Here is a 25,959-nt window from a genome sequence, read left to right as displayed (position 1 = left end):
CATGGCAGAAACCCACGCCGCAGCCTTCACACAGTCACGCCCGTGGAGCGCTGAAGAATTCAGCAATCTGATCGCCAATCGCTTTACCCATGTAGTTGGTGACAAACGGTCTTTCGCTCTCATTCAAGTGATCGGCGAAGAGGCCGAGCTGCTCACGATCGCGACACGTCCAGACTATCAAAGACGCGGGCTGGCGCGGCGCATCATGGCAGACTGGCACGCCAAGGCACGAGAACTCGGTGCAATCCGTGCATTTCTGGACGTTGCCTCAGATAACCATTCGGCGATCTCTCTGTACCAAACCTGCGGATACACGCCATGCGGCAATCGCGCAGCCTATTATCATCGCAAAAGTGGCCCAAACGCCGATGCGATCGTCATGGAACGCCCCCTGAGCGAAAAATATTCGCTTTTTTAGACCATATGGTCAAAAATGTGTTGACCGAAGCTGTTGCAAACAGCTTCAATTCCCGCCATCACAACAGGTATGCTCGCTCTGAGTGGGTACCGGGCGATTAAGCCCCGGACCGATAACAGCCAACGGGAGTAACAAATGACATTTATGAAATCCTTGATGGGCGCAGCCGCTGCGGTTGCACTAACAGCAGGTGCTGCTATGGCAGAACCGGCCCTTATCTTTGATCTGGGTGGCAAGTTCGACAAATCGTTCAACGAAGCCGCGCATAATGGCGCTCAGCGTTGGGCGGAACAGACCGGCAAAAGCTATCGCGAGATCGAGCTTCAGTCGGAAGCGCAGCGCGAACAAGCGCTTCGCCGCTTTGCCGAAGCGGGCGCAAACCCGATTATCACAATGGGCTTCGCCATGGCCGATCCATTGGCTGCAGTGGCAGGTGACTATCCGGATACCAAATTCGTTGCGGTCGACGTGACCTGGCTGGAAGCCCCGAACATTCGCCAGATAGGATTTGCCGAACATGAAGGATCATACCTGGTCGGCATGATGGCGGCGATGGCGTCCCAATCCGGCACAGTGGGCTTTATCGGTGGCATGGATATCCCTCTGATCCGCCACTTTGGTTGTGGTTATGCACAAGGCGCGAAGTCCGTGAACCCGGACATCAACGTTGTTGCCAATATGACAGGCACCACCCCTGCAGCATGGAACGACCCGGTGAAGGGCTCGGAGTTGACCAAAGCACAGATCAGCCAGGGTGCTGACGTGATTTACGCCGCTGCGGGCGGTACCGGTGTTGGCGTTCTGCAAACCGCAGCCGACGAAGGCATCCTGTCAATCGGTGTCGATAGCAACCAGAACCACCTGCACCCGGGCAAGGTCCTGACCTCGATGCTCAAGCGTGTGGACGTTGCTGTATATGACGCCATGAAAGCTGGCGAAGACGTCCAGACCGGTGTTTACACCATGGGTCTTGCACAAGATGGCGTTGGCGTTGCGATGGATGAAAACAACGCGGAACTGGTGAGCGAAGAAATGAGCTCGGCCATTGAAAGTGCCCGTCGCGACATCATCGATGGCAACGTAAGCGTTGTCAGCTACTACGAGAACGACAGCTGCCCTGCACTGCAGTTCTGATGTAACTGGGGGCGGGGGCCATGGCCTCCGCCCTGCACCACTCTGCCGCATGCGGCCCTTTCGGCAACCCAAGGACAAGATATGACCGTCCCCGCCATTGAACTCAAAGGGATTTCCAAAGCCTTTGGGCCGGTTCAGGCTAATAAAGATATTTCCATCAGCGTCGCCCGCGGAGCGATCCACGGGATCATCGGTGAAAACGGAGCGGGCAAATCCACGCTGATGAGCATCCTCTACGGATTTTACAAAGCCGACAAAGGCGAAATCTGGATCAACGGCACCAAGACCGACATCCCTGACAGCCAGGCGGCGATCGCCTCGGGCATCGGGATGGTGTTTCAGCATTTCAAACTGGTCGAGAATTTCACCGTTCTGGAAAACATCGTTCTGGGTGCGGAAGACGGTGGGCTGTTGGCTCCGTCGCTGGCGAAAGCCCGGAAAGAGCTGAAAGACCTAGAGGAAGAATACGAACTGTTCGTCGACCCGGACAAACGCATCGATGAGATCGGTGTGGGCATGCAGCAGCGGGTTGAGATTCTCAAGGCGCTCTACCGCAAGGCCGAAATTCTGATTCTGGACGAACCCACGGGCGTTCTTACCCCTGCCGAGGCGGACCAGCTGTTTCGCATTCTCGACCGGCTGCGGTCCGAGGGTAAAACAATCATCGTGATCACGCACAAGCTGCGCGAAATCATGGAGAACACTGATACGGTTTCGGTTATGCGCCGTGGTGAGATGACCGCCACCGTCAAAACAGCTGACACCAATCCGCAGGCACTGGCCGAATTGATGGTTGGCCGCAAGGTCTTGCTACAGGTTGATAAGGTGCCTGCACAGCCGGGCAAACCGGTTCTGGAAATCGAAAACCTCAGTGTCACCGATTCGGCCGGTGTCGAGCGTGTCAAAGGCATCGACCTAACCGTTCGCGCGGGTGAGATCGTTGGCATCGCGGGCGTTGCTGGCAACGGGCAGTCCGAGCTGCTTGAAGTTTTGGGCGGTATGCGACCCGGGGTAGGCTCGATCAAACTGAACGGCGAACCTCTGGCGTTGCACGGCCCCGGATCGGATGGGCAAGCGCGGCGCGCCCGACATATCGCTCATGTCCCCGAGGATCGGCAGCGCGAAGGCCTGATCATGGATTTTCACGCGTGGGAGAACGTGGCGTTCGGCTACCACCGCGACCCTGCTTACAAACGCGGGCTGTTCATGGACAACGCCGCCCTGCGTGCCGACACCGAAGCCAAGATCGAGAAGTTCGACGTGCGCCCGCCCAATGGCTGGCTGACGGCAAAAAGCTTCTCGGGCGGCAATCAACAGAAAATCGTCGTTGCACGAGAAATCGAGCGCAATCCCGATCTGCTGCTGGTGGGCCAACCCACGCGCGGCGTGGATATCGGTGCCATCGAGTTCATTCATAAACAGATCGTCGCCTTGAGGGATCAGGGCAAAGCAATCTTGCTGGTCTCGGTCGAGCTGGAAGAGATCTTCTCACTCTCGGACCGGATCGCGGTCATGTTTGACGGACATATCATGGGCGAGCGTCTGCCCGCCGAGACGGATGAAAAAGAACTAGGCCTGCTGATGGCCGGTGTTGCAGGAGAGGCCGCCTGAACCATGGATAAAATGCCCAAATGGGCCGATGTGGTGCTGATCCCGCTAATCAGTCTGCTTCTGGCCACAATCCTTTCGGCAATCGTCATCCTTGCCATCGGGGAAGATCCGCTTGAGGCGGTAAATCTGATGGTCACTGGGGCCCTAGGGTCAACCTACGGCTGGGGCTATACACTTTATTACGCAACGAACTTCATCTTCACCGGACTCGCGGTTGCAGTTGCCTTTCACGCGCGCTTGTTCAACATCGGCGGCGAGGGTCAGGCCATGCTGGGCGGACTGGGCGTTGCCATCGTCTGTCTATCGGTCCCTTGGCCGCATTGGACAATAGCTTTGCTGGCCGCCTGTGCTGCTTCGATGATCTTCGGTGCAGCCTGGGCCGCGATCCCGGCCTATCTGCAGGCGAAGCGGGGCAGCCATATCGTGATCACCACGATCATGTTCAATTTCATCGCTGCCGCTTTCCTGAATTACATGCTGGTCAACGTCATGCGCCCGCAAGGGTCGCAAGATCCAGCAACGGCTCGTTTCCCCGAGGCAGTGCATCTCCCGACTTTCCAGTCGATGTTCTCGAGCGCCGAAAACATCGTTTTCCGAGGTGCGCCTGCCAACATCTCGTTCTTCGTCGCAATCCTTGCGTGTTTTGTTGTCTGGGCGCTGATCTGGCGAACTCGGCTGGGCTATGAAATCCGCGCCTACGGCCATTCGGAAACCGGTGCCGTCTACGCCGGTATCTCGCCTGTACGTATCACGATTATTGCCATGCTGATCTCGGGCGCTCTGGCGGGCCTGATGGCAGTCAACAACGTGATGGGCGAAGCCGAGCGGTTGGTGCTGAACGCAACCGAAGGCGCGGGTTTCATTGGAATTGCCGTGGCACTGATGGGTCGGTCGCATCCATTCGGGGTATTTCTAGCCGCTATTCTGTTTGGGTTTCTGTATCAGGGCGGTGCCGAACTGGCGCTTTGGACATCAATTCCGCGCGAACTGATCGTGGTCATCCAAGCGTTGGTCATTCTGTTTACCGGAGCACTGGACAACATGGTGCGCATGCCGCTTGAAAAGCTGTTCATGGCGCTTCGGAAGGGGTCGGCCTGATGGATTTCTTCCTGACACTCATCCAGGTTCTGGATTCGACCATCCGACTGGCTACGCCTTTGCTGCTTGCCTGTCTGGCCGGTCTATACTCCGAGCGCGCGGGCATCTTCGACATCGGCCTTGAAGGCAAGATGCTGATGTCAGCATTCTTCTCGGCTGCCGTCGCCGCCGTAACCGGTTCGGTGTGGCTGGGATTGCTGGCCGGGATCGCGGCATCTCTGGTCCTTTCGGCGCTACACGGGTTTGCGTCGATCACGTTCCGGGGCAATCAGCTTATCTCGGGGGTTGCGATCAACTTTCTCGCCTCAGGTATGACCGTTCTTGTCGCCCAAAGCTGGTTCAAGCAGGGTGGTCGTACGCCATCATTGTTCGGTGAAGGGCGGTTTGAATCCGCAGAATTCCCTTATGCGATCGGTCCGGCTGACGCCGAACTGACAGGCCGTCCAGTTTCCGAGCTGATGTCTGAAACCAATCCCCTGCATATGGCCTATTCCGAGCTTCTGTCTGGCCATTCCATTCTGGTGTACGTGGCTTTCCTTATGGTGCCACTGACTTGGTGGATTCTGTTCCGCACCCGGTTCGGGCTGCGTCTGCGCGCGGTCGGAGAGAATCCTGCGGCGGTGGATACTGCTGGAGTTTCGGTTGTAGGTCTCCGCTACGCAGCGGTTGCGATTTGCGGCGTACTTTGCGGCATCGCAGGTGCCTACCTGGCCACCGCGCTGCAAGCAGGCTTTGTGAAAGAGATGACCGCTGGGCGCGGATTTATCGCACTGGCTGCTCTGATCTTTGCAAAATGGCGTCCGTGGCACGCGATGTGGGCATGCCTCTTGTTCGGGCTGTTGCAGGCCATTGCCTTGCGGTTCCAGAACATCGATTTGGGCGGGGTCGTGATCCCGGTGCAGGTCATGGACGCTCTGCCCTATATCCTGACCGTGGTGATTCTTGCCGGGTTCGTCGGCAAGGCCATACCGCCACGCGCAGGCGGCGAACCATATGTAAAGGAACGCTGATAGAGCCAGTTCAGGACTGCCCCTCAGTCCTGTTTGCTGCAAAGCGGCATACAGAGTTGATTTTGTATGCCGCAACCGCTCTAAGGGGGGTATGGACGTGTCCCGCATCAGTTCCGCAGCCATGCTATCGACTATTTTCAGGTCGAGCCACGGAAACAACTAGATGGCCCCACCTGGCACGCGCGCTTCGTCTGTTGAGATTTATGTTACCAATGGCTTTGCCACACCGCGTGGTACGGCCTCTCCTGTCTAGAAGAAGCCATGCAGATTTACCTCCCGATTGCCGAAGTATCCGTAAACGCGTTTCTACTGTTTGGACTGGGTGGAATGGTGGGCATTCTGTCTGGAATGTTTGGCGTTGGCGGTGGGTTTTTGATGACTCCACTGCTGTTCTTCATCGGCATTCCGCCTGCAGTGGCGGTTGCAACCGAGGCAAACCAGATTGTTGCTTCATCATTTTCTGGGGTGCTGGCGCATTTCAGGCGCCGAACCGTGGACCTTAAAATGGGTACAGTCCTTTTGGTCGGAGGGCTGACAGGCGCTGCGTTGGGTGTTGTTGTCTTCAACTATCTCAAGAGCCTCGGACAGGTCGATCTGCTGGTCAAACTTTGCTATGTCGTATTTCTAGGAATCATCGGCAGTCTGATGTTTGTCGAAAGCCTGAACGCGATTAGAAAAACGCGGAAAGGCGGCACGCCGCCTCCGAAACGACGCCAGCGCGGTTGGGTGCACGCCATGCCGTTCAAGATGCGGTTTCGGACGTCGGGCCTGTACATCTCGGTCATTCCACCGCTTGTCGTAGGCCTGTTTGTCGGTGTCCTGTCTGCTATCATGGGTGTCGGCGGCGGGTTTATCATGGTGCCCGCGATGATCTATCTATTGGGTATGCCGACCAAGGTTGTTGTCGGAACTTCGCTGTTTCAGATCATCTTTGTAACCGCCTTTACCACTATGCTGCACGCCACCACCAACTATACCGTTGATGTCGTGTTGGCGGTTCTTCTGCTCGTCGGTGGCGTAGTTGGTGCCCAAATCGGAACAGTCATCGGTGCCCGAATGCCGGCTGAACAACTGCGCGTTTTGTTGGCGGCTCTGGTGCTTGTCGTCTGCGGCAAGCTGGCGCTTGATCTTCTGCTTCAACCCGCCGAGTTGTATTCGCTTGGCGATGCAGGAGGGCACTAAGATGCTGCGTCTGATTGCTCTTCTTTGTCTGATCTGTCTGCCAGCCTACGCAGCCGAAGAACAGGTTGTTCTGGGCCTAAGTCAGGATCGGGTGTCGATTACCGCCAATTTTGACGGGTCCGAAATACTGGTTTTCGGCGCGGTAAAGCGCGAAGCTCCGATCCCGGACGGTCCACCGCTTGAGGTCATCGTATCGGTGGTCGGCCCATCCGAACCTGTCACCGTACGCCGCAAAGAGAAACGGTTCGGTATCTGGGTGAATACCGACAGCCTTGTTGTTGATCTGGCTCCAAGCTTTTACGCCGTTGCCACCAGCGCCCCGTTTTCCGAGGTTCTGACCCAGACCGAAGACCTACGCTATAAGGTTTCGATCGAGCGTGCCATCCGGTCGGTCGGTGCGGACATGAGCATTCAGGGCGCACAGGATTTTTCCGAGGCGGTCATCCGCATCCGCGAAGATGAAGGGCTGTACTCGATCCGGGAAAACACAGTGGCTGTGGACGAACAGACGTTGTTCCGCACATCAATCGACATGCCGTCTGACCTAACCGAAGGCGACTACAGCGCCCGTATCTTCCTGACGCGAGACGGAAAGGTGGTCTCGACCTTTGAAACCTCGATCGGAGTACGCAAAGTCGGGCTTGAGCGGTTCTTGTACGCGATGTCGCGCGAACAACCCATTTGGTACGGGCTTATGTCACTGGCCATCGCGATTGCCGCCGGTTGGGGCGCTTCGACAGCCTTCCGCCTACTGCGCGAGAACTGATCGTCACCCGCGACCGATATAGGGCATGGTCGTGGCCATAACGGTCATGAATTGCACATTCGCCTCAGGCGGCAGTTCGGCCATATGCAGTACCGAGCGGGCGGCATCCCCGACATCCATGGTGGGATCAGGGTCGCGGCCTTCGGCAAGTGCCTCATCGACCAGCCCTTGCACCATCGGGGTGCGCGCATTTCCGATGTCGATCTGACCACAGGCAATTCCAAAACTCCGCCCGTCCAGAGACAGGCTGCGCGTCAGACCGGTAATCGCGTGTTTCGTCGCAGAATAATGCACCGAGTTCGGGCGCGGCACATGAGCAGCGATTGAACCGTTGTTTATGATGCGCCCCCCCTGCGGCGCCTGAGCCCGCATTGCAGCAAATGCAGCCCGTGCACACAGGAACATGCCGTTCAGGTTCACATTGACCGAGCTGTACCAATCCTCAAGCGCGATCTCGTCGATGGTGCCACCAGGGGCAAAAATCCCGGCATTGTTGAACAGCACGTCCAATCGCCCGGTCTGTCGGGTGAATGCAGTGAAGGCGTTTGCAACGGCATCCGGGTCAGTCACATCGGCAACCAGCGGGATCGCCGAGGCGTTATGCTGTGCCATAGCATGAAGTTTGTCAGCGCTGCGGGCCAGAAGCCCGACAGTCCATCCTTCTGACAGAAACAGCTCGGCGGTGGCGCGGCCTATGCCCGAGCTTGCACCGGTCACTATGATCGTCTTCATGTCTCTTCCGCCTCCAATGTCAGGGATGGTGCCGCAACCGCACGCAGGTCATCCACACGCAATGGGTGGGTCGGTTTCGACAAGCGGTTCCGCACTACCCAAATTAGCCTCTCCTGTGCGCGGGTTATGGCGACATAAGCTAAGCGCTTCCACAAAGGTTGCCCGGCCTCAGTACGGCCCATGCGGGCGGCTGCGTAGATGTCTGGCGCAAAGACCTGAACCGTGTCCCATTGCGACCCTTGCGCCTTATGGATCGTCACAGCGGCACCATGCAGGAACGTTGCCCCCATACGGGCAGCATAGGGAATGAACGGCTCCTCCTCATCGGGCTTTTCAATCTGCACGATCGACGCCGCCGAGACCTGAGGGTCTTCGGCCCCCATCACATGCAACCGCGAAAAACCCGGCTTGCGACCAGGGCCAAGATAGATGACCTGCGCGCCTTTAATCAGCCCGCGCGCCTCAAGGTCCAGCCGCTTTTTGCGGTGCTTCAACGGCAGCTCAATGCCGTCACAAATCAACGGTTCCCCTTCCAGTAGTTCAGTTTCCGGCGCGCCATGTACGGTGCGGAACGCCTGAATCAGCCGGATTCGGGTCGCATTGCGCCAGACAAGAACCGGGCTGCGCGCCATCAGATCAACTTCTACCCGCTGTCCCCAGACAACGCGGTCATCCTTTCGGGCAGTGTCCTCGATCAGACGTTCGAAATCCTCAAACCCCATGGCCGGATCGGATAGAGCATGGGCGAGGTCTAGGATCGGGTTATCCGCAGTTTGCCGATGCACGCGATGCAGGATTTGCTTGCGCGGCTCTGGCAACCCGTCAAACACCATCGAGCCCGATTGGTTGACCGGCGCCAACTGCGCCGGATCACCAAATAGCAACAATGTTGGGAAGATTTCCTTTAGATCCTCGAGTTGTCGGTCGTCTAGCATCGAGGCTTCATCCACAAAACCGATATCCAGCGGCTCTTCCCGACGTTTCCAGCCGGTGATGAAATCCGAACCGCGCAACCCAGCAGCGGCCAGCGCACCGGGGATGGATTTGTTGTTGGCATAGAACGCGGCTGCGCGGTCCAGCGCTTCGTCTGTCAGCCCTTCGATCTCGGGCCGTTCGTCATTGCCCGCTAGCCATTCGGCGATCCGCTCGTATTCAGGGTCGTAAACAGGCGTATAGAGGATACGGTGGATCGTGGTCGCGGGCACCCCACGCAGCCGCAATACGCTGGCGGCCTTGTTCGTCGGCGCGAGGATCGCAAGGCTGCGCTTGTCGCGGGATTTGCGGCTTTCGAAATCACCCGAGATCAGGTTGACCCCCGTCTCGGCCAAAGCTTTGTAAAGCTCTGCCAGCAACAGGGTTTTGCCCGATCCAGCCTTGCCAATAACAGCCATCACACCAGACTTTCCGTTGCCGGGCAGTTTCAGCAGAGCGTCGTCTTCAAGGTCTACTCCGGCACCTCGCAACATCTCGGCAATGTTGTCAAAAGCGGCAGCCTGATCTTCGGAAAATGTGACTTGGGGCAAGGACATGGCGCGACCCTACAGGGACGCGCCGCGCGCTGCCAGATGCCGATTGGTTTTTCCGTATGCTTATGCCGACAAAGCGAACCGGTGCTGTGCGCCATGGCCAAATGCTGTCTTGAACCACAGGCGCGACAACTCTCGCGGGATGCCTGCGCGCGCTGCTACACGGTTGCAATCATCCGCTGAATAAGGCCACAGGCCGACCGAGATCTGATCGCGCCCTTTCCCTTCGGTGCCCAAAACCACCGGAGACGATCCGATCATACGGTAGATCCGGATCATGCGGGCATCAAAAACGCCCGCTATGTGGGTCAGGCCAAACCCTTCCATCACCTCACCGCCGCTCAGCATGATGGCCCCGGCGGTATGAGCGCTGGCGTTGCGCGAGAGGCAAAAGCGAGTGACCTCCCAGATTAGTGGGCTTCGGATCGGACTGCCCCCGGTGAGATGTCCGAATATGTCGTTCACCATGACCGGACCGGTCGTCGGTAGGATCCGCATGGACCCGCCATGGCTGCCATCTGCCTCTTCCCAAATCACATAGAGCGGGTTCAGGTCATCGTACTGATCCCGCTCTTCCCCCTTTTCATTAACCTTAACATCCCAGCCAAGGCGGGTTTTGAACTGATCCGCGCGATCCCTGAACATCCCCCTGGCCAATTCCGGAAAGTTATGCAGCTCATCGGCATACAAATAACGCAACATGACGTGTTCCCCTTATCGTCCATAGTTGGAACAAAGGGGGTACGAACACGTGGTTAATTTAAGGTGAGACCACCGTACGGTCGTTAAACGACTATTAATCCTCTACTGAGTGCAGTGGCGATTGCATGAGTCGTATTTTGCGCACCGAGTTTTGATCGTGCGCTTTCGATATAGGCCCTGAGCGTATGCTCAGAAATGGAAAGCGAGTGCGCCACCTGCGCTCGGCTATACCCCAGCGCCAGCAATGTCATTGCATCGATTTCGCGGGGCGAGAGCCCCCGCATGTTGTCCGGCTGCCGTTCTTTTGCAAATTCCAGCGCTTTTCGATTGAGGAAATGCGCCACCAATATGAGATCTCGGCCATACGTTTCGACAAATGCCTGCCATGCGATGTCATCACAGCTGTTGTTGACCGTAAACAGCGCAAATTGTCCGCCTGGCCCCCGCAGCGGGATCGAATATCCCTGATTGCCGACGCCATGTTCCTGCGCGTCCTGCAGGAAGGCCTTTACTGCTTTGCCCGACCAATTCAGCTGTTTCCAGTCCACAGCGTGAAATCGCTGAAAACAACCCAGAATAACCGGATCAATACGATGATAATTCCTGTCTCGATACCGTTCATCCCAGGCATCCGAATAAGTCGTGAACCCGTATTGATCCCCGGCCCCATCAACCCAGTGATATGTCATGTGGTCAATTTGCAGCTTGTCCCGCAACTGGACTGCTACGCTGGTCAGCTCGTCAAGCGTGCTGGTGCTTTCCAAATCCCCTAGGATCTGGCTCAAATCGAATTTTCTTCCCATTCGCGGGCGCGCAAGCCTCATCCTTTGAGGACGCAATCTCGGCCGCGGCGATCAGTCTTGTGTCGTCAAGCTGCTCGGCCAGCGCGCTCAACCCATTCGCCACAGCAAAGGCGTTGAGGTCCGACAGAACGTCCAAAATCCACTCATTTTGCGCCATCAGGGTGTCCCCGAAATAGTTAACGAAGGGTTAACACAACCATAACATGTGCAGACTAATTCGGCCTACTCGCTGCTTTCTACTCCCCAGAAATAGCGGGGTGCGATTTCTTAAAGCATTGAAAATGCATAATCATCGATAGAAACGATGAACACCCGCAAGGCGTGTTTGCGCCCTGCGGGTGTTGCAGCTGCTGTTTGCCTGAGACCGTTAGTCGCGGGCAGCCAATACTTCTTCAAGGGTGCGCATGCCTGTATGCGGAGCCTGAACCAGCACCGACATGTTGCCCGGCTTGTGTTCGTTGCGCATCATCTTCATGTGCGCCTCAGGCAGATCCTGCCAAGTGAACACTTCGGACATGCACGGATCCAAGCGGCGCTCGACCATTAGCTGGTTTGCAGCCGAGGCCTGTTTGAGATGCGCAAAATGCGAGCCCTGCAAGCGTTTCTGGTGCATCCACATGTAACGCACGTCGAAGGTCAGGTTGTAGCCAGTGGTCCCGGCGCAGATCACAACCATACCTCCCTTTTTCACGACAAAAGTGGACACCGGGAACGTGCTTTCGCCGGGGTGCTCGAACACCATGTCGACGTTCACACCTTTGCCGGTAATATCCCAGATGGCCTTACCAAACTTGCGGGCTTCTTTGAACCATTCAGCATATTCCGGAGTATTCACCGTGGGCAGCTGGCCCCAGCAGTTGAAATCCTTGCGGTTGATGACGCCTTTGGCGCCAAGGTCCATCACAAACTCACGCTTGCTTTCATCCGATATCACGCCGATCGCATTGGCACCCGCAGTGTTGATCAACTGTATCGCGTAAGAGCCCAGACCGCCCGATGCGCCCCAAACCAGGACGTTCTGGCCCGGCTTCAGATCGTGCGGCTCGTGCCCAAAAAGCATCCGATAGGCTGTTGCCAAGGTCAGCGTGTAGCAGGCGCTTTCTTCCCAGGTCAGGTGCTTGGGACGCGGCATCAGCTGCTGTGCCTGAACATTTGTAAACTGCGCGAACGAGCCATCAGGTGTCTCATATCCCCAGATGCGCTGGCTGGGCGAATACATGGGATCACCACCGTTGCAGTGTTCGTCATCGCCATCGTCCTGGTTGCAGTGAATCACGACTTCATCGCCGACTTTCCAGCGCTTCACTTTGTCACCAACCGCCCAGACGATGCCCGACGCATCTGAACCTGCGATGTGAAAGGGTTGGCCGTGGCCATCAAACGGGCTGATCGGCTTGCCAAGCGATGCCCAGACGCCGTTGTAGTTCACACCCGCCGCCATAACGAGAACCAGCACTTCGTGGCTGTCCAGCTTCGGGACATCAACGACTTCCAACTGCATCGCTGTGTCTGGCTCACCGTGGCGCTCTTTCCGGATGGCCCAGGCATACATTTGCTTGGGAACGTACCCCATCGGGGGGATTTCACCCATCTCGTAGAGGTCCTTTTCCGGCGCCTCATACGACGCGATACCGCTGTCGACATCCAAAGCCATGCTGGCCTCCTTTTTCCAACTGTTGCCGCGCCGCAGAATCGCGGCTTTCCAAAGACGAAATATTAGCCAATGAGTAATATTGCAACCGTTTTTGGTATCTATTTTGTAATTTTATGACCCAGCAGTTGCAGAAATACTTTCTGCACTTGCATCATTCTCAGCCCGAACAACGGGTTCTGATGCTGCCGCGTAATAAGCAAGCAGCTCTGATCGCTCGCCTGATGGGCGCAACACTCCAGCCTCACGACGCAGGATCCGTCGCTCGACCAACTGATTGATGGCATCGTCAACAGCCTCTCCATCATCCTGGGCAACCGCGTCGCCGCCCGACGTCAGCAAACGCGCCTTCAACTCCTGCTCTGACATCTCACCTTCTTCCTGAACCAGCCGACACGCTGCAGGCACTGGAACAAAGGGAATTGCGGCGCCGATCCTGCGCATCAACTCGCGGGCCAGATCGGTCGTTAGGTCCCGTTCGTGCGCGACTCGAAATTCCTTCAGAGAAATCGGTGTCGCATACCGCACTGAGGCAATCCCGAATCTCTTGTAGCGCCCGACTAGCCTGCGCCAAATCTGCTTGAGCGACCAGCGGGTGATAACCCCGATCCGCGCGCGGAAGCGGCGTTCACTATCCTTCGCTGCCGCTGTTAATACGGTATCTTCAAGCACCCGATCATAGTTCAAAGCAACCGGAACAAACACCACATCCCGCCCCTGCGGTTCGACTCCGTCAAGGATATACTTCAACAATCCCAGCTTGGGGCGCCCCAGTTTGCCAGTCAGACTCAGCCCGCCCTCAGGGAACATGGCCTGCGTCACGCCCGCTTCGGTCGCGTGTCTTACATAGCTTGCAAGGACCTGTCGATATAGGTCGCTACCCGACTTGCGGCGAATGAAATAGGCCCCCATCGCGCGAATCAATCGACTTAGAGGCCAGACACGGGCCCACTCGCCCACAGCATAGGATAAGGTCGAATGGTCTGCCGCCAGATAGGTGACCAGCACGTAATCCATATTGCTGCGGTGGTTCATGACATAAACGACCGTCGCATCGGGATCGATACTGTCCAGCGCGGCTTTGTCCTCGTAACCCAACTGCACCTTGTAAAAGGCGTTGCTCAGCATGCGGGCAAAACGGATCGCGATGCTGAAATACGCCACTGTCGAGAATGAGGGCGCAATCTCGCGCGCATAACGACGTGCCAATTCTGAGGCAACAGCGTCAGGCACACCTTCTTCTTTGGCATGCTGCTGCACCGCCCGGCTTACTTGCGGGTCATAGATAAGCCGTTGAATCATGTCATGCCGCCCCGCCAACTTGAACGGTTGGATCGGACGCTGCAGTCGCTTGTTCAACCGTGCGACGGCGCGCTCAAGGCGGCGGCGGAAAAACCAGCGCACCGACGGAAACAAAAAATGCGAGGCAAATGTGACCGCGGCAAACAGCACGATCAGCACAAACAGCCAAAGCGGGATTTCCACAGTCTGCATCATTCGGGCACAGTGCCATCAAACGCGACCACCCACAATCTGCAGAAACCGTCGATGCCGCAACGCAGCGAATTGACATGTACTGAAAATTACTATTTACCACCATAGAACGTAATTTTGTTACCCACCGATCCGCGAGGCCCGACCCATGACGCAGTTGCAGAAAGATCGCCCCTGGCTCATCCGTACATATGCCGGTCACTCAACGGCCAAAGCGTCAAATTCGCTTTATCGTGCGAACCTGGCCAAAGGTCAGACCGGCCTATCCGTGGCCTTCGATCTGCCAACCCAAACAGGGTATGACAGCGATCACACTTTGGCGCGCGGCGAAGTTGGAAAAGTTGGGGTTCCGATCTGCCATCTGGGGGACATGCGGGTTCTGTTCGATCAAATTCCGCTGGAACAGATGAATACCTCGATGACGATCAATGCGACTGCTCCTTGGCTTTTGGCGCTATATATCGCAGTTGCCGAGGAACAGGGCGCGGATGCCTCGAAATTGCAGGGGACCGTCCAGAACGACCTGATCAAGGAATACCTGAGCCGCGGCACTTATGTGTGCCCACCCAAGCCATCGCTGAAGATGATCGCGGACGTGGCCGAATATTGCTACGATAACGTGCCCAAATGGAACCCGATGAATGTGTGTTCGTACCACCTGCAAGAAGCAGGCGCGACGCCTGAGCAAGAGCTGGCCTATGCTCTGGCGACTGCCATTGCAGTGCTGGACGAACTTCGCCCGCGCGTTCCGGCTGAAGACTTCCCAGCACTCTGCGGGCGGATTTCGTTTTTTGTGAATGCGGGCATCCGGTTTGTCACCGAAATGTGCAAAATGCGCGCCTTTGTGGATCTTTGGGACGAAATTCTGCAGCAGCGCTATGGCATTGAAGACCCTAAGTTCCGCCGATTCCGTTATGGCGTTCAGGTAAACTCGCTGGGACTGACCGAACAGCAGCCGGAAAACAACGTTTATCGCATACTGATTGAAATGCTTGCGGTGACGCTGTCTAAACGTGCCCGCGCACGTGCGGTGCAGTTGCCTGCATGGAACGAAGCGCTCGGCCTGCCTCGTCCCTGGGATCAGCAATGGTCGATGAGGATGCAACAAATCCTCGCCTATGAAACCGATCTGCTGGAATATGGCGATTTGTTCGACGGCAATCCGGTTGTCGACGCCAAAGTCGAAGAACTTAAAAATGGCGCACGAGCCGAATTGGCTAATCTCGAATCGATGGGCGGCGCGGTAGCCTCGATCGAATACATGAAATCGCGGCTGGTCGAGTCCAATGCCGAGCGCCTGAACCGCATTGAACGCAATGAAACCGTCGTCGTTGGCGTAAACAAATGGACCGAGGGCGAAACCTCGCCTTTGCAGACCGAGGATGGCGGCATCATGGTCGTCGACCCGGCGGTTGAACAGGAACAAATCGGGCGCTTGAACGACTGGCGTGCGGATCGGGATGACGCAGCAGTGGCCGCGGCGCTGCAAGCATTGCGCGAAGCAGCGCGATCCGGTGCCAACGTGATGGCACCTTCAATCGCTGCGGCCAAGGCCGGTGTCACAACTGGCGAATGGGCCGAGGAAATGCGCAAGGCCTACGGTACATATCGTGGACCAACCGGCGTCTCGGGATCTGTTTCGAACAAAACCGAAGGTCTGGAAGACCTGCGCGCAGCCGTAGATGCGGTAAGCGACCGGCTGGGGCGCAGGCTGAAGTTTCTTGTTGGCAAACCTGGTCTGGACGGACACTCGAACGGAGCCGAACAGATCGCCTTCCGCGCACGCGACTGTGGCATGGATATCAGTTACGAAGGTATTCGTCTTACGCCCGAAGAAATCGTAACTGCGGCACAAGAAGACAAAGCGCATGTGATTGGTCTATCGATCCTCTCTGGCAGCCACCTGCCATTGGTGAAGGACGTGATGACGCGGCTGAAAGCAGCAGGGCTAAGCGATATTCCCGTCATTGTAGGTGGGATCATCCCCGATGAGGACGCGGATCAATTGCGTTCCATGGGTGTATCGAAAATCTATACGCCGAAAAATTTCGAATTGAATGCAATCATGGGCGATATCGTCACATTGGTTGACCCAACGGAAATTGCGGCTGAATAGAAAAGCATATTACAGAAATCTCCATTTCTATTTCCGGTAAAATGGGAATAGATAGGTTCGGGTTTATTCAATTTCCCCTGCAATAAGTAGGGGAATAGCCGAAATGGAGAAGATTATGGCGATCGATCTTGAAAAAATGTCGCGCAAAGAACTGCTCGAATTGCGCAATCGGGTCGAAAAGGCGCTAAAAACCGCCGAAGTGCGTGAGCGAAAAGAAGCGTTGAAAGCCGCCGAAAAGGCGGCGGCGGAATATGGGTTTTCGTTGTCTGAATTGTCAGGAGACAGCGCTAAATCGGTAAAATCATCTAAAGCGAAGTATCAAAATCCGAACAATCCGTCGCAAACCTGGACCGGGCGGGGCCGCAAACCGCAGTGGGTTCATGACGCCATAAAAGCCGGTACCGATATTACTGATCTGGAAATCTGATCGGGGGCAAGTGGCAAAATGACTATCCATATTGGAGCCCAAAAAGGCGAGATTGCCGAAACCGTTCTTTTGCCCGGCGACCCGTATCGTGCAAAATGGGCGGCCGAAACGTTTCTTGAAGACGTAAAGCAGGTAAACGAAGTGCGTGGCATGCTGGGGTTCACCGGCACCTGGAAAGGAAATCGTGTTACCATTCAGGGTAGTGGCATGGGGATGCCGTCTCTGTCGATCTACGTGAACGAATTGATCCGTGACTACGGCGCCAAAACTCTGATCCGGATCGGGTCATGTGGCGGGATGCAAGACAGTGTGAATGTGCGTGATGTTATTCTGGCGATGACGTCGACCACACTCAGCACCCCTTCGCGCGGGATCATGAGAGAAATGAACTTCGCCCCTTGCGCGGATTGGGGTCTTTTGCAGTCTGCAGCATTGGCTGCACAAGCCAAAGGTACGCCAACCCATGTTGGCGGCATCTATTCATCCGATGTCTTTTATGACGAACGCCCGGACCTGAACGAACAAATGGTTCGGCACGGTATTTTGGGTGTCGAGATGGAAGCGGCAGAGCTTTACATCCTTGCCGCGCGTCACAAATGCCGCGCATTGGCGGTACTGACAGTCTCGGACCACCTGCTGACCGGCGAAGCCCTGCCCTCCTCGGACCGAGAAAGCAGTTTTGGCGATATGGTCGAAATCGCGCTGCAGACGGCGTTCCCGGACAGCTGAATTGCGCGATATCTAGAGCCCGTGCGTGCGGTCATATCCGTTGCGCGCGGGGCTGCGCCATCCCTCAAGCGCACCTTCAGCCGGGGCAAAGGTTTCTACCAGCAGGGGATAACAGGCTACGGTATCCGATGAATGCTCGGACGAGCAATCACCGCCCGGGCACGCGCTTAGATTTCCCAGCAGGTCAATCTCGGCGAAAAACTCAAGATAGTCTCCCGGACGGACAGGTGAGGCTTTCATGAAATACTGCCCGGTATCACGCGTGAAACCGGTGCACATGAACACGTTCAATACATCATGTACCGCAGGCTCGGCTTCGGCCAAAGAGACGCCCAAATGATCCGCCAGCGCGCGTGTCAGATTCGAATGGCAACAGTGATGGTACTGGGATCCAGCTAGCAGATTACCGGTATAGGGATCACATCGGGTCCCGATCACATCGTGCACCGACCCGCCGAAATCATCGATTCCGTACCACCCCAGCGTATCTGCAATGATTGTCGCCATCGGTCGCATATGTGGAAAGCTCGACCACATGCGCTCACCCACGGTGATATGTGTGCCATGCAACGCGCGCGTCTTGCCGGAATAGAACCGCTCGGAAAGGTCGTTGAGGTTCCACAGGTTTAGATCGCCAACTTGCGATCCTTCAACAGAAGTGATCCGAAAGAAATGCCCTGCAGGCACCTCAAAGCATCGCGCATCTCGCGGTGGCACCAACACCTCACCCGTTTTGTGCGCTGTATCACGCCCAGTTTGATAGAGCCCTAGATCGGGTTTTGGTAGCCCTTCATTCGGGTAGCAAATAACGGGCGCAATCGCGCGGCGCGCATCTGCATCCATGGGTGGGCGGGGAGTATTCCGAGATTCTGACATGGGCCGAGAGTGGCGCAGTTCGGCCCGGTGGGAAACCCCCAACAGCAGCTACTGTCCTTTCAGACACTGCGTGGGCTCAACATCAGATTTTGACACCGCGCCACAGTAAGCACAGCGCCACTGGCCCTCGCTTCGATGTTGCCGCCACCTGCAGTCGCGCGTCAGAGACGACGTGCGGGACCGCCAGAAAAAATAGGCAAATACGCCAGCGGCGAGCAGAAGCAATAGAACGGGCATAGCTCTGCATTGCCTATTGTGTCGTAATATTCAAGCCCGCGCGACACGGTCAGGCCGCGTTCGCATATTCAAACAACTCTGGTGTTTCGTCTTTGGCCGGAACTTTGGGCTCGGGCGTATAATAGGCCCAGGCTTGTTCCAGAAATTCCAACGCTTTGGCCGCGTCGTGTTTTTGGTTTTGCATGTTCATCGGAGTGACCTCTTTTCGAACTCATCACTCCCCCCTGCGCGGACTTTAGATCCGCGCTTGTACAAGCGCATCGCATAGTTTTGCAGAGGCGGCATGCACTTGCCGCAACCCGGCAAGTGCTTTGTTTTGGTGCGTGATCAGACCGCGCGGTCCACCATCATCTTCTTGATTTCTGCAATCGCTTTGGCCGGATTCAGACCCTTGGGGCAGGTCTTGGCGCAGTTCATGATGGTGTGGCAGCGATACAGCTTGAACGGATCTTCCAACTCGTCCAAGCGCTCACCGGTGGCCTCATCCCGACTGTCGATGATCCAGCGGTAAGCATGCAACAGCGCGGCAGGGCCGAGATAACGGTCGCCGTTCCACCAGTAGCTGGGGCACGAGGTCGAACAACTGGCACACATCACACATTCATAGAGACCATCCAATTTCTTGCGGTCTTCGATGGATTGCTTCCACTCTTTTGCCGGACGATTGGTCTTAGTCTCCAGCCACGGCATGATCGAGGCGTGTTGGGCGTAGAAATGAGTCAGATCAGGGATCAGGTCCTTGACCACTGGCATATGAGGCAGCGGATAGATTTTCACGTCGCCCTTGATCTCATCCATGCCATAGATACAGGCCAGCGTGTTGATCCCGTCGATATTCATCGCGCAGGAACCACAGATGCCCTCGCGGCAGGACCGGCGGAAAGTCAGGGTTGGGTCAATCTCGTTCTTGATCTTGATCAGCGCGTCCAGAACCATCGGGCCGCAAGTGTCCATGTCGACGAAATAGGTATCGACACGCGGGTTCTGGCCATCATCCGGGTTCCAGCGATAGATCTGGAATTTGCGCACATTGGTCGCGCCGTCGGGCTTGGGCCAGGTTTTACCGGTGGTGATCCGGGAATTCTTGGGGAGGGTCAGTTGTACCATAAGTTCCTCTCCTTAGAACGTCCGCGCCTTGGGCGCGATTCTTTTCATGCTTATGCCGCCCTCGTCTTCGGTCGTCAGCGGATCAACGATAACCGGACGGTAGCTAAGCTCTACTTTATTGCCATCGACACGGCTGACCGTGTGGACGCGCCAGTTCTCATCGTCGCGCTCGGTGAAATCTTCATGGGCGTGCGCACCGCGGGATTCCTTACGCGCTTCGGCACCAACGATGGTGGCGAGCGCGCTTGGCATCAGGTTGGTAAGCTCGAGCGTCTCCATCAGATCGCTGTTCCAAACCAACGATCTGTCAGAAACCTTCAGATCATCCATCTTGGCGGCGATCGCGGTCATCTTCTCGACGCCCTCAGCCATGGTCTTCGAGGTGCGGAAAACCGCCGCGTCCTCTTGCATGGTGCGCTGCATCTCAAGCCGCAGATCTGCGGTTGGAATTGCGCCGCTGGCGTTGCGCGCCGCATCGAACCTGTCAAACGCCTTATCGACAGAGGCCTGGTTCAGAACCGGGTTCGACGCGTCGGCATCCACAACTTTGCCCGCTCGGATCGCCGCCGCGCGGCCAAACACCACGAGGTCGATCAGCGAGTTTGAACCAAGACGGTTTGCCCCGTGAACCGAGGCACACCCGGCCTCGCCCACAGCCATCAGACCAGGGACCACGGCGGTCGGGTTGTCGGCTGTCGGGTTCAGAACTTCACCCCAATAGTTCGTCGGGATACCACCCATGTTATAGTGCACGGTCGGCAGAACCGGGATCGGTTCCTTGGTAACGTCAACACCGGCAAAGACGCGCGCAGATTCTGAAATGCCCGGTAGGCGTTCCGCCAAAGCTTCGGCTGGCAAATGGCTGAGGTTCAGATGGATGTGATCGCCGTTGTCACCGTGGCCGCGCCCTTCGCGAATTTCCATGGTCATTGAACGGCTAACGTAGTCGCGCGGCGCGAGGTCTTTGTACTGAGGCGCATAGCGCTCCATGAACCGCTCGCCTTCCGAGTTGGTCAGGTATCCGCCTTCACCACGTGCACCTTCGGTGATCAGGCAGCCCGATCCGTAGATGCCGGTTGGGTGGAACTGAACAAATTCCATATCCTGCAGCGCAAGACCCGCGCGGGCCACCATACCGCCACCGTCGCCGGTGCAGGTATGTGCTGAGGTTGCACTGAAATAGGCGCGGCCATAGCCGCCGGTCGCCAGAACAACCATCTTGGCGTTGAAGACGTGCATCGTGCCGTCGTCCAACTTCCAGCACACGACACCCTGACACTGTCCGTCCTCAGACATTATCAGATCAATGGCGAAATACTCGATGTAGAACTCAGCGTTGTTCTTCAGCGACTGACCATACAGCGTGTGCAGGATCGCATGACCGGTCCGGTCGGCGGCGGCACAGGTCCGCTGCACAGCGGGGCCTTCGCCAAATTCGGTGGTGTGGCCACCAAATGGGCGCTGATAGATCTTGCCTTCTTCGGTCCGGCTGAATGGCACTCCGTAATGTTCTAGCTCATATACAGCTTTGGGTGCTTCACGCGCGAGGTATTCCATCGCATCGGTGTCACCCAGCCAGTCCGAGCCCTTGACGGTGTCATACATGTGCCACTGCCAATGGTCTGGCCCCATATTCGACAAGGACGCCGCAATGCCGCCTTGGGCGGCCACTGTGTGTGACCGGGTCGGGAATACCTTCGTCACGCAAGCGGTGCGCAAACCCTGCTCGGCCATGCCCAATGTTGCACGCAGACCCGCGCCACCGGCACCGACAACCACCACGTCATATTCGTGGGTTTCGTATTCATATGCTGCTGTCATTGTTCTTGTTCCTTACTGCGCATATCCGAGAGCCAGACGCGCGAGCGCAAAGAGACCCGCAGCAATCAGTGTGTATGCAAAGGCCTGCGCTGCCATCAGCGCCAGCTTTTCCGCGACGCCATGCACGTAGTCCTCAATCGCTTCCTGGGCTTCGCGCAACAAATGCGGGACGACAACAACCAGTGTCAGACCCATGATAATCGCCGGGAACGGGCGGCTGTAATAGGCCAGAGCCTCTTCGTAGGTTCCACCTAGGGCGTGCCCGAAGGTAAATACAAACAGCGGAACAAGGATGACCAATGCCGCCGAGCTGAGCATCATTTGCCAGTGGTGATGTGTACCTGCACGTCCGGCCCCCATGCCCTGCGCGCGTTTACGGTCTGTGAGAAACTGCATCGCGAACCTCCCCTTAAAGCGCTACGGCTGTGATCAGAGCCAGAACAGTTGCCAGCACGAACATGCCAATGCCCATCTTCTCGGACACTTCAACATTCACGCAATATCCCAGATCCCAGATGACGTGCCGCAAACGGCCCAGCATGTGATAGAAAATGGCCCAAGCCGCGCCGAACATGATCAGATCACCCAGGAAACTGGTCATCAATCCATTGATCAGCTCAAAGGCGCTTTCCGATGTGGCCGCAGCAAGTAACCACCAGACGACCAACAAAGCCAAACCAAAAGACGCAAGACCCGTGATGCGCACCATAATCGAAGATATGGACGTCATCTGTGGACGATAGATCGTCAAATGTGGAGAAAGCGGGCGGTTGCCTCGATTTACATCGGCCATGTTGGCTCCTTTTCGGTTGGCTACCGAACGTTTTACTGTTTTTTACGACTCTGTCACGCGCTGCAGGTGCAAAATCCAGTAAATTTAACGCAAAATCGCTGATAAGCCGCGTTTGTGATCACACAAAATATTCTCGTGATCACAAATCACATTCGATACCGCCAATGTTAGCGTTTTCAATGAAAAAGCAATGTGATCACGAATCTATTATTGGAGCGGCGTCAGCCCTGCAGTCTGCTGTGTCACCTCGCGTAAAAGCTTCTTGCGAATACGTTCGGGATAATCCGCGAAGCCTGCTGCAGAGACGACAAAGGCCCCCTCGCCAACGATGACGTTCTCGAAGAAATAGGCCGTCAGATCGGGTTCACTTTCTTCAATCGCGATCGCGTTCACGGTGATGCCGCGATCCCGCAGTTTGGCGTGGATGGTCGACGGCTCGATTCCTTCATTCGAAATTCCGTCGCCCGAAAGATCAATAAGATGCCTTTCGCATTCGGGCACGTCGTCAAAGCTGGCAACCGTCATATCGAGCGCCTCACCTATCGCAGTTGAGAAGTTACGCCAGACACGAGGATCAGCTGCGACCTGATCAGCAAAACTGTCCAAGGTGTTAAAACTATCGATCCGGGTCCAGGGGATCGTGATCCTCTGGCGAGAACTGCCTGTCCATTGCACGAGCATCAGCCGAGCCTGTCCGCGCACCAAGGCCTCGGATACGATAGGGTCCCGCAGACCTGCGGCAAGACCGTCCATTTGGATACGATATTCCTCGGAATCAACCGAGCCTGAAACGTCTACGGCCAAGGCCAGAGCCAAATCACAAGCATAGGCCTGAGATGCCAGATACAGGCTGGCGGCGAGCGCACGAAACATCATCATGCGCCAAGCGTAGCATGGATTTCGCGGACCGTGATCACTTGAATGTCAGCCGCCAGAAGGCATTGGCTACATCGGCATAAGAGCCCAATAATCCAAATCTAGCAGAACGTTAGGAAGATATCTCCCCTCGTCATTGCGCAGAACGAAGGGCTCGCCGCCTTTGGTCGCAACAAGGCGCAAGCGGATGGCACCGATTCCGGGAGTTCCGGTCTCGGCCTTGTCCAAAACCTCAGACCAGGCTTTGATCGTATCGCCCGAGAAACAAGGGTTGGCGTGGGCACCGCCGTTCAGGCCAACGATCATCTGCGCATTCGCCAGGCCATTAAACGACAAGGCACGCGCCATTGAGATAACGTGGCCGCCATAGATCAACCGTCCCTCTGGTCGGAAGGTGAGGTCGAAATGCACTTTGGCGGTGTTCTGCCACAGGCGGGTGGCCAGCATGTGCTCGGCCTCTTCGACGGTCACGCCATCGACGTGATCAATCGTTTCTTCCGTGTTGTACGCATCCCAGCGGTGGTTTTCGCCGGATTGTACAAAATTGTATTTCGAGAAATCGAGCCCCTGTGGTACCACCAGATCGCTGACATCAAGCGCCTTTTTCAGATTGGGCACCACCGTCTCTGGTGCAGGCGCATCGAGGTTTGATTTGCGCACCATGACCCAGCGAACATACTCGATCACCACTTCGTCGCGCTGGTTCAGCCCGCGGGTGCGGACCCAGACGACACCTGTTTTGCCGTTCGAGTTCTGCTTGAGGCCGATCACCTCAGATTCAGCGCGCAGCGTATCACCGGGGTAGACCGGTTGCAGCCAGCGCCCTTCGGCATAACCCAGATTGGCGACTGCATTCAGCGAGATATCGGGAACCGTTTTACCGAACACCACATGGAAGGCCGCCAGATCGTCAATCGGACTTTGCGGCAGGCCACAATTCCGGGCGAACTCATCCGAGGAATAGAGTGCGTGTCGCGCTGGATAGAGCGCGTGATAAAGCGCGCGCTCGCCATCTGTCACCGTGCGTGGCACGGCGTGATGCAGGATCTGCCCGACTGAATAATCCTCGAAAAAGTTACCCGGATTGGTTTTTGCCATTATTGCTGTCCCAGTTTCATGTCGGGGGTGTAATCAGCGGCGACCTCTTTGGTCACAGCCTGCGCGCAACGCATCACGTTATTTGCGGCGTCAAAGGCATAGGACGGGTCGCCATAAAGCTCCCATCCCTTTGCCAACGCGTCCGAGACCTTGTGGCAGAAGGCTGATGTGTCTTCCTCGGTCAACAAACGATAAAGTTTCGCCATTGATTAGGCCCCTTATCCACCAAACGGAGACGGACCAACCAGCCCGTGAATATAGCCCACAACGCCCAGCAGAACGATGGAGCCCACAAAGAACATGGCATCTTTGCCGTATGTGCCGGGTTCGCCCGGCGCCCAGTCTGGTTCGGATTTGTTGATCACGATTACTTCGACAATTGCCCAGGCCAGCAAGCCACCAAACAGGATGATCGAGGCCAGATCACCGTTCACCAACAGGTGCGCAAATGCCCAGAGTTTAAAGCCAACCAGCATGGGGTGACGGACCTTGTTCAACAGGCGACCTTTGGTTCCCGCAGGGCTGGCCAGATAGAACGCGATCAACACCAGCAGGTTGTTGACGTGAATCAGAAAGGTTGGCGGCGCCCAGACATATATGAAATCGGTCATGCGATAACCGAAGATCATCAACAATACCGAGGCCACCAAGGCGAGCGCCACGACGCCCTTGCCCGCGTCGCCCATGGAGGCACGTCGTTCCGGCATCGCGCGCTTAAAAAGATGTGCGGCCCACCAAAGTGCCACACCAAGGATCAGAAGAACAAAGCCCATACTGGCTTACCCCGCTTGCAAAGCTACTATCGCCTCTGCTTTTGCCAGAGTTTCGCGGGCAGTTACAACGTGTAGGTTTTCAACAATCTTGCCATCGACGACGGCGACCCCCTGCCCCTGCGACTCGGTTTCCTCGAAAGCGGCAATCTGACGGCGAGCCAGATCAATCTCATCCTCGGAAGGGGCAAAGGCGGAGTTTGCGATGTCGACCTGGGCCGGGTGGATCAGGGTTTTGCCATCAAAGCCCATGTCGCGGCCCTGGGCACACTCGGCGGCCAGACCGTCGGTGTCCTTGAAGGCATTGTAGACGCCATCGACGATGATCAGCCCCTCTGCCTTGGCCGCCAACAGGCACAGGCCAAGCGAGGTCATCATCGGCAAACGGTCGGGGCGGAAGCGCGTCTGCAGCTCTTTCGCAAGATCGTTGGTCCCCATGACAAAGCCTGCCATCAGCGGATGTGCGGCAATTTCGGCTGCGTTCAGCATCCCGCGCGGCGTCTCCATCATCGCCCAGATCGGCAGGTCTCCGGTGATTGAGGTCAGCGCATCCACATCCGCAGCAGAACTCACCTTTGGCAACAGAACGGCATCTGCATCCATCTCGCGCATGGCTTCGGCATCCGCGCGCCCCCATTCGGTATCAAGCCCGTTGATCCGCACAATCTTGACCCGAGCACCATAGCCTCCGGCGGCCAAAGCCGCCTTGAGGGTCTCGCGCGCGTTCTCTTTCTCATCAGCCGCAACCGCGTCTTCAAGGTCAAAGATGATGGCGTCCACCGGCAATGTGCGGGCCTTGTCAAGCGCGCGTTCACGCGAGCCGGGGATGTATAGTACCGAGCGATAGGGGCGTTGGCGCGGGTCCACTGGACTCTCCCATTGAAATAATGTTGCGCGGAATGGGGCATTTTTTGACGGAAAGTTCAAGAACAAAATCGCCGCAGCGCAGCATTTCCTGCGCTGCGCAACGTGCGTTGCCTTA

At 56.6% G+C, this 25,959-nt stretch carries 27 protein-coding genes; 10 read left to right on the top strand and 17 right to left on the bottom strand.

Annotated elements, in window-relative coordinates; translation table 11 throughout:
* Window position 1: 1 nt before the first annotated feature.
* The 7 genes from ACR0NM_RS15075 to ACR0NM_RS15045 all read left to right on the top strand — a co-directional run bounded on the left by ACR0NM_RS15075 (window position 2) and on the right by ACR0NM_RS15045 (window position 7,219).
* A complete protein-coding gene (locus tag ACR0NM_RS15075) occupies window positions 2-418 on the top strand; it encodes a GNAT family N-acetyltransferase (protein WP_255612006.1) in 417 nt (138 codons plus the stop codon).
* A gap of 135 nt (window positions 419-553) precedes the next feature.
* Window positions 554-1,552: a BMP family lipoprotein gene (locus ACR0NM_RS15070; RefSeq protein WP_170395841.1), complete on the top strand. Its 999-nt coding sequence runs from the start codon at window positions 554-556 to the stop codon at window positions 1,550-1,552.
* Between the two features lie 81 nt (window positions 1,553-1,633).
* Window positions 1,634-3,163: an ABC transporter ATP-binding protein gene (locus tag ACR0NM_RS15065; RefSeq protein WP_170395839.1), complete on the top strand. Its 1,530-nt coding sequence runs from the start codon at window positions 1,634-1,636 to the stop codon at window positions 3,161-3,163.
* Window positions 3,164-3,166: 3 nt separating this feature from the next.
* On the top strand, window positions 3,167-4,261 hold the full coding sequence (locus ACR0NM_RS15060; protein WP_170395837.1) for an ABC transporter permease: 1,095 nt from the start codon (window positions 3,167-3,169) through the stop codon (window positions 4,259-4,261).
* Window positions 4,261-5,271 (top strand): ABC transporter permease, encoded by a 1,011-nt coding sequence (locus tag ACR0NM_RS15055; protein WP_170408321.1) that lies wholly within the window; start codon window positions 4,261-4,263, stop codon window positions 5,269-5,271. Before ACR0NM_RS15060 ends, ACR0NM_RS15055 begins: the two co-directional genes overlap by 1 nt.
* A 261-nt stretch (window positions 5,272-5,532) precedes the next feature.
* Window positions 5,533-6,453: a sulfite exporter TauE/SafE family protein gene (locus ACR0NM_RS15050; protein WP_170395834.1), complete on the top strand. Its 921-nt coding sequence runs from the start codon at window positions 5,533-5,535 to the stop codon at window positions 6,451-6,453.
* 1 nt (window position 6,454) lies between these two features.
* A complete protein-coding gene (locus tag ACR0NM_RS15045) occupies window positions 6,455-7,219 on the top strand; it encodes a TIGR02186 family protein (protein ID WP_170395832.1) in 765 nt (254 codons plus the stop codon).
* A 3-nt stretch (window positions 7,220-7,222) separates the two neighbouring features.
* Here ACR0NM_RS15045 and ACR0NM_RS15040 read toward each other — a convergent pair whose 3' ends face one another.
* The 6 genes from ACR0NM_RS15040 to ACR0NM_RS15015 form a co-directional block, all read right to left on the bottom strand.
* Window positions 7,223-7,951, bottom strand: coding sequence for an SDR family oxidoreductase (locus tag ACR0NM_RS15040; protein ID WP_480615430.1), 729 nt, complete (start codon window positions 7,949-7,951; stop codon window positions 7,223-7,225).
* Window positions 7,948-9,480, bottom strand: a complete 1,533-nt coding sequence (locus ACR0NM_RS15035; RefSeq protein ID WP_480615428.1) for an ATP-dependent DNA helicase — start codon at window positions 9,478-9,480, stop codon at window positions 7,948-7,950. Before ACR0NM_RS15035 ends, ACR0NM_RS15040 begins: the two co-directional genes overlap by 4 nt.
* A gap of 60 nt (window positions 9,481-9,540) precedes the next feature.
* The gene (locus ACR0NM_RS15030) at window positions 9,541-10,179 is read right to left on the bottom strand and encodes an acyl-homoserine-lactone synthase (protein ID WP_170423735.1); all 639 of its coding nucleotides are present in this window, start codon (window positions 10,177-10,179) and stop codon (window positions 9,541-9,543) included.
* An 83-nt stretch (window positions 10,180-10,262) separates the two neighbouring features.
* Window positions 10,263-10,982 carry a helix-turn-helix transcriptional regulator gene (locus ACR0NM_RS15025; RefSeq protein WP_170395826.1) on the bottom strand — a complete coding sequence of 240 codons (720 nt, stop codon included), beginning with the start codon at window positions 10,980-10,982 and terminating at the stop codon, window positions 10,263-10,265.
* Window positions 10,983-11,349: 367 nt separating this feature from the next.
* Window positions 11,350-12,636: a crotonyl-CoA carboxylase/reductase gene (gene ccrA / locus ACR0NM_RS15020; RefSeq protein WP_170395824.1), complete on the bottom strand. Its 1,287-nt coding sequence runs from the start codon at window positions 12,634-12,636 to the stop codon at window positions 11,350-11,352.
* A 111-nt stretch (window positions 12,637-12,747) separates the two neighbouring features.
* Window positions 12,748-14,130 (bottom strand): 1-acyl-sn-glycerol-3-phosphate acyltransferase, encoded by a 1,383-nt coding sequence (locus ACR0NM_RS15015; RefSeq protein WP_480615426.1) that lies wholly within the window; start codon window positions 14,128-14,130, stop codon window positions 12,748-12,750.
* Between the two features lie 145 nt (window positions 14,131-14,275).
* On the opposite strand from ACR0NM_RS15015, the gene ACR0NM_RS15010 reads away from it, so the two are divergent.
* The 3 genes from ACR0NM_RS15010 to deoD all read left to right on the top strand — a co-directional run bounded on the left by ACR0NM_RS15010 (window position 14,276) and on the right by deoD (window position 17,399).
* Complete coding sequence (locus ACR0NM_RS15010) at window positions 14,276-16,243, top strand: methylmalonyl-CoA mutase family protein (protein WP_480615424.1); 1,968 nt, start codon at window positions 14,276-14,278, stop codon at window positions 16,241-16,243.
* A gap of 115 nt (window positions 16,244-16,358) precedes the next feature.
* On the top strand, window positions 16,359-16,670 hold the full coding sequence (locus ACR0NM_RS15005; protein ID WP_170395811.1) for an H-NS histone family protein: 312 nt from the start codon (window positions 16,359-16,361) through the stop codon (window positions 16,668-16,670).
* Between the two features lie 18 nt (window positions 16,671-16,688).
* Entirely contained in the window at window positions 16,689-17,399 is a 711-nt protein-coding gene (gene deoD / locus ACR0NM_RS15000) for a purine-nucleoside phosphorylase (RefSeq protein ID WP_480615422.1), read from the top strand.
* 12 nt (window positions 17,400-17,411) lie between these two features.
* Here the strand turns inward: deoD and ACR0NM_RS14995 are convergent, their stop codons facing one another.
* The 11 genes from ACR0NM_RS14995 to ACR0NM_RS14945 form a co-directional block, all read right to left on the bottom strand.
* Window positions 17,412-18,275, bottom strand: a complete 864-nt coding sequence (locus ACR0NM_RS14995; RefSeq protein WP_480615572.1) for an urea carboxylase-associated family protein — start codon at window positions 18,273-18,275, stop codon at window positions 17,412-17,414.
* Window positions 18,276-18,561: 286 nt separating this feature from the next.
* On the bottom strand, window positions 18,562-18,702 hold the full coding sequence (locus ACR0NM_RS14990; RefSeq protein WP_170395806.1) for a hypothetical protein: 141 nt from the start codon (window positions 18,700-18,702) through the stop codon (window positions 18,562-18,564).
* A gap of 137 nt (window positions 18,703-18,839) precedes the next feature.
* A complete protein-coding gene (locus tag ACR0NM_RS14985) occupies window positions 18,840-19,619 on the bottom strand; it encodes a succinate dehydrogenase iron-sulfur subunit (RefSeq protein ID WP_170408332.1) in 780 nt (259 codons plus the stop codon).
* Window positions 19,620-19,631: 12 nt separating this feature from the next.
* Complete coding sequence (sdhA, locus tag ACR0NM_RS14980) at window positions 19,632-21,440, bottom strand: succinate dehydrogenase flavoprotein subunit (protein WP_170395802.1); 1,809 nt, start codon at window positions 21,438-21,440, stop codon at window positions 19,632-19,634.
* A 12-nt stretch (window positions 21,441-21,452) separates the two neighbouring features.
* Window positions 21,453-21,836, bottom strand: a complete 384-nt coding sequence (locus tag ACR0NM_RS14975) for a succinate dehydrogenase, hydrophobic membrane anchor protein (protein ID WP_170395800.1) — start codon at window positions 21,834-21,836, stop codon at window positions 21,453-21,455.
* Window positions 21,837-21,849: 13 nt separating this feature from the next.
* Window positions 21,850-22,233 (bottom strand): succinate dehydrogenase, cytochrome b556 subunit, encoded by a 384-nt coding sequence (gene sdhC, locus ACR0NM_RS14970; protein WP_170395798.1) that lies wholly within the window; start codon window positions 22,231-22,233, stop codon window positions 21,850-21,852.
* Window positions 22,234-22,440: 207 nt separating this feature from the next.
* Complete coding sequence (locus ACR0NM_RS14965; protein WP_370644346.1) at window positions 22,441-23,112, bottom strand: DUF1194 domain-containing protein; 672 nt, start codon at window positions 23,110-23,112, stop codon at window positions 22,441-22,443.
* Window positions 23,113-23,178: 66 nt separating this feature from the next.
* Window positions 23,179-24,207, bottom strand: a complete 1,029-nt coding sequence (locus tag ACR0NM_RS14960; RefSeq protein WP_480592459.1) for a MaoC family dehydratase — start codon at window positions 24,205-24,207, stop codon at window positions 23,179-23,181.
* Window positions 24,207-24,413, bottom strand: coding sequence for a DUF1737 domain-containing protein (locus ACR0NM_RS14955; RefSeq protein WP_170408336.1), 207 nt, complete (start codon window positions 24,411-24,413; stop codon window positions 24,207-24,209). Before ACR0NM_RS14955 ends, ACR0NM_RS14960 begins: the two co-directional genes overlap by 1 nt.
* Before the next feature lie 12 nt (window positions 24,414-24,425).
* Window positions 24,426-24,980 (bottom strand): NnrU family protein, encoded by a 555-nt coding sequence (locus tag ACR0NM_RS14950; RefSeq protein ID WP_480615420.1) that lies wholly within the window; start codon window positions 24,978-24,980, stop codon window positions 24,426-24,428.
* A 6-nt stretch (window positions 24,981-24,986) separates the two neighbouring features.
* The gene (locus tag ACR0NM_RS14945; protein ID WP_480615418.1) at window positions 24,987-25,844 is read right to left on the bottom strand and encodes an HpcH/HpaI aldolase/citrate lyase family protein; all 858 of its coding nucleotides are present in this window, start codon (window positions 25,842-25,844) and stop codon (window positions 24,987-24,989) included.
* Window positions 25,845-25,959: the final 115 nt, after the last annotated feature.

Source organism: Ruegeria sp. AF2 (assembly GCF_056542025.1).
This window is presented reverse-complemented; position numbering and strand designations above follow the sequence as displayed.

Coding starts and splice junctions, on each gene's coding strand:
- ACR0NM_RS15075 (WP_255612006.1), top strand. CDS start 2: ATGGCAGAAACCCACGCCGCAGCCTTCACACAGTCACGCCCGTGGAGC.
- ACR0NM_RS15070 (WP_170395841.1), top strand. CDS start 554: ATGACATTTATGAAATCCTTGATGGGCGCAGCCGCTGCGGTTGCACTA.
- ACR0NM_RS15065 (WP_170395839.1), top strand. CDS start 1,634: ATGACCGTCCCCGCCATTGAACTCAAAGGGATTTCCAAAGCCTTTGGG.
- ACR0NM_RS15060 (WP_170395837.1), top strand. CDS start 3,167: ATGGATAAAATGCCCAAATGGGCCGATGTGGTGCTGATCCCGCTAATC.
- ACR0NM_RS15055 (WP_170408321.1), top strand. CDS start 4,261: ATGGATTTCTTCCTGACACTCATCCAGGTTCTGGATTCGACCATCCGA.
- ACR0NM_RS15050 (WP_170395834.1), top strand. CDS start 5,533: ATGCAGATTTACCTCCCGATTGCCGAAGTATCCGTAAACGCGTTTCTA.
- ACR0NM_RS15045 (WP_170395832.1), top strand. CDS start 6,455: ATGCTGCGTCTGATTGCTCTTCTTTGTCTGATCTGTCTGCCAGCCTAC.
- ACR0NM_RS15040 (WP_480615430.1), bottom strand. CDS start 7,951: ATGAAGACGATCATAGTGACCGGTGCAAGCTCGGGCATAGGCCGCGCC.
- ACR0NM_RS15035 (WP_480615428.1), bottom strand. CDS start 9,480: ATGTCCTTGCCCCAAGTCACATTTTCCGAAGATCAGGCTGCCGCTTTT.
- ACR0NM_RS15030 (WP_170423735.1), bottom strand. CDS start 10,179: ATGTTGCGTTATTTGTATGCCGATGAGCTGCATAACTTTCCGGAATTG.
- ACR0NM_RS15025 (WP_170395826.1), bottom strand. CDS start 10,982: ATGGGAAGAAAATTCGATTTGAGCCAGATCCTAGGGGATTTGGAAAGC.
- ccrA (WP_170395824.1), bottom strand. CDS start 12,636: ATGGCTTTGGATGTCGACAGCGGTATCGCGTCGTATGAGGCGCCGGAA.
- ACR0NM_RS15015 (WP_480615426.1), bottom strand. CDS start 14,130: ATGATGCAGACTGTGGAAATCCCGCTTTGGCTGTTTGTGCTGATCGTG.
- ACR0NM_RS15010 (WP_480615424.1), top strand. CDS start 14,276: ATGACGCAGTTGCAGAAAGATCGCCCCTGGCTCATCCGTACATATGCC.
- ACR0NM_RS15005 (WP_170395811.1), top strand. CDS start 16,359: ATGGCGATCGATCTTGAAAAAATGTCGCGCAAAGAACTGCTCGAATTG.
- deoD (WP_480615422.1), top strand. CDS start 16,689: ATGACTATCCATATTGGAGCCCAAAAAGGCGAGATTGCCGAAACCGTT.
- ACR0NM_RS14995 (WP_480615572.1), bottom strand. CDS start 18,275: ATGTCAGAATCTCGGAATACTCCCCGCCCACCCATGGATGCAGATGCG.
- ACR0NM_RS14990 (WP_170395806.1), bottom strand. CDS start 18,702: ATGAACATGCAAAACCAAAAACACGACGCGGCCAAAGCGTTGGAATTT.
- ACR0NM_RS14985 (WP_170408332.1), bottom strand. CDS start 19,619: ATGGTACAACTGACCCTCCCCAAGAATTCCCGGATCACCACCGGTAAA.
- sdhA (WP_170395802.1), bottom strand. CDS start 21,440: ATGACAGCAGCATATGAATACGAAACCCACGAATATGACGTGGTGGTT.
- ACR0NM_RS14975 (WP_170395800.1), bottom strand. CDS start 21,836: ATGCAGTTTCTCACAGACCGTAAACGCGCGCAGGGCATGGGGGCCGGA.
- sdhC (WP_170395798.1), bottom strand. CDS start 22,233: ATGGCCGATGTAAATCGAGGCAACCGCCCGCTTTCTCCACATTTGACG.
- ACR0NM_RS14965 (WP_370644346.1), bottom strand. CDS start 23,112: ATGATGATGTTTCGTGCGCTCGCCGCCAGCCTGTATCTGGCATCTCAG.
- ACR0NM_RS14960 (WP_480592459.1), bottom strand. CDS start 24,207: ATGGCAAAAACCAATCCGGGTAACTTTTTCGAGGATTATTCAGTCGGG.
- ACR0NM_RS14955 (WP_170408336.1), bottom strand. CDS start 24,413: ATGGCGAAACTTTATCGTTTGTTGACCGAGGAAGACACATCAGCCTTC.
- ACR0NM_RS14950 (WP_480615420.1), bottom strand. CDS start 24,980: ATGGGCTTTGTTCTTCTGATCCTTGGTGTGGCACTTTGGTGGGCCGCA.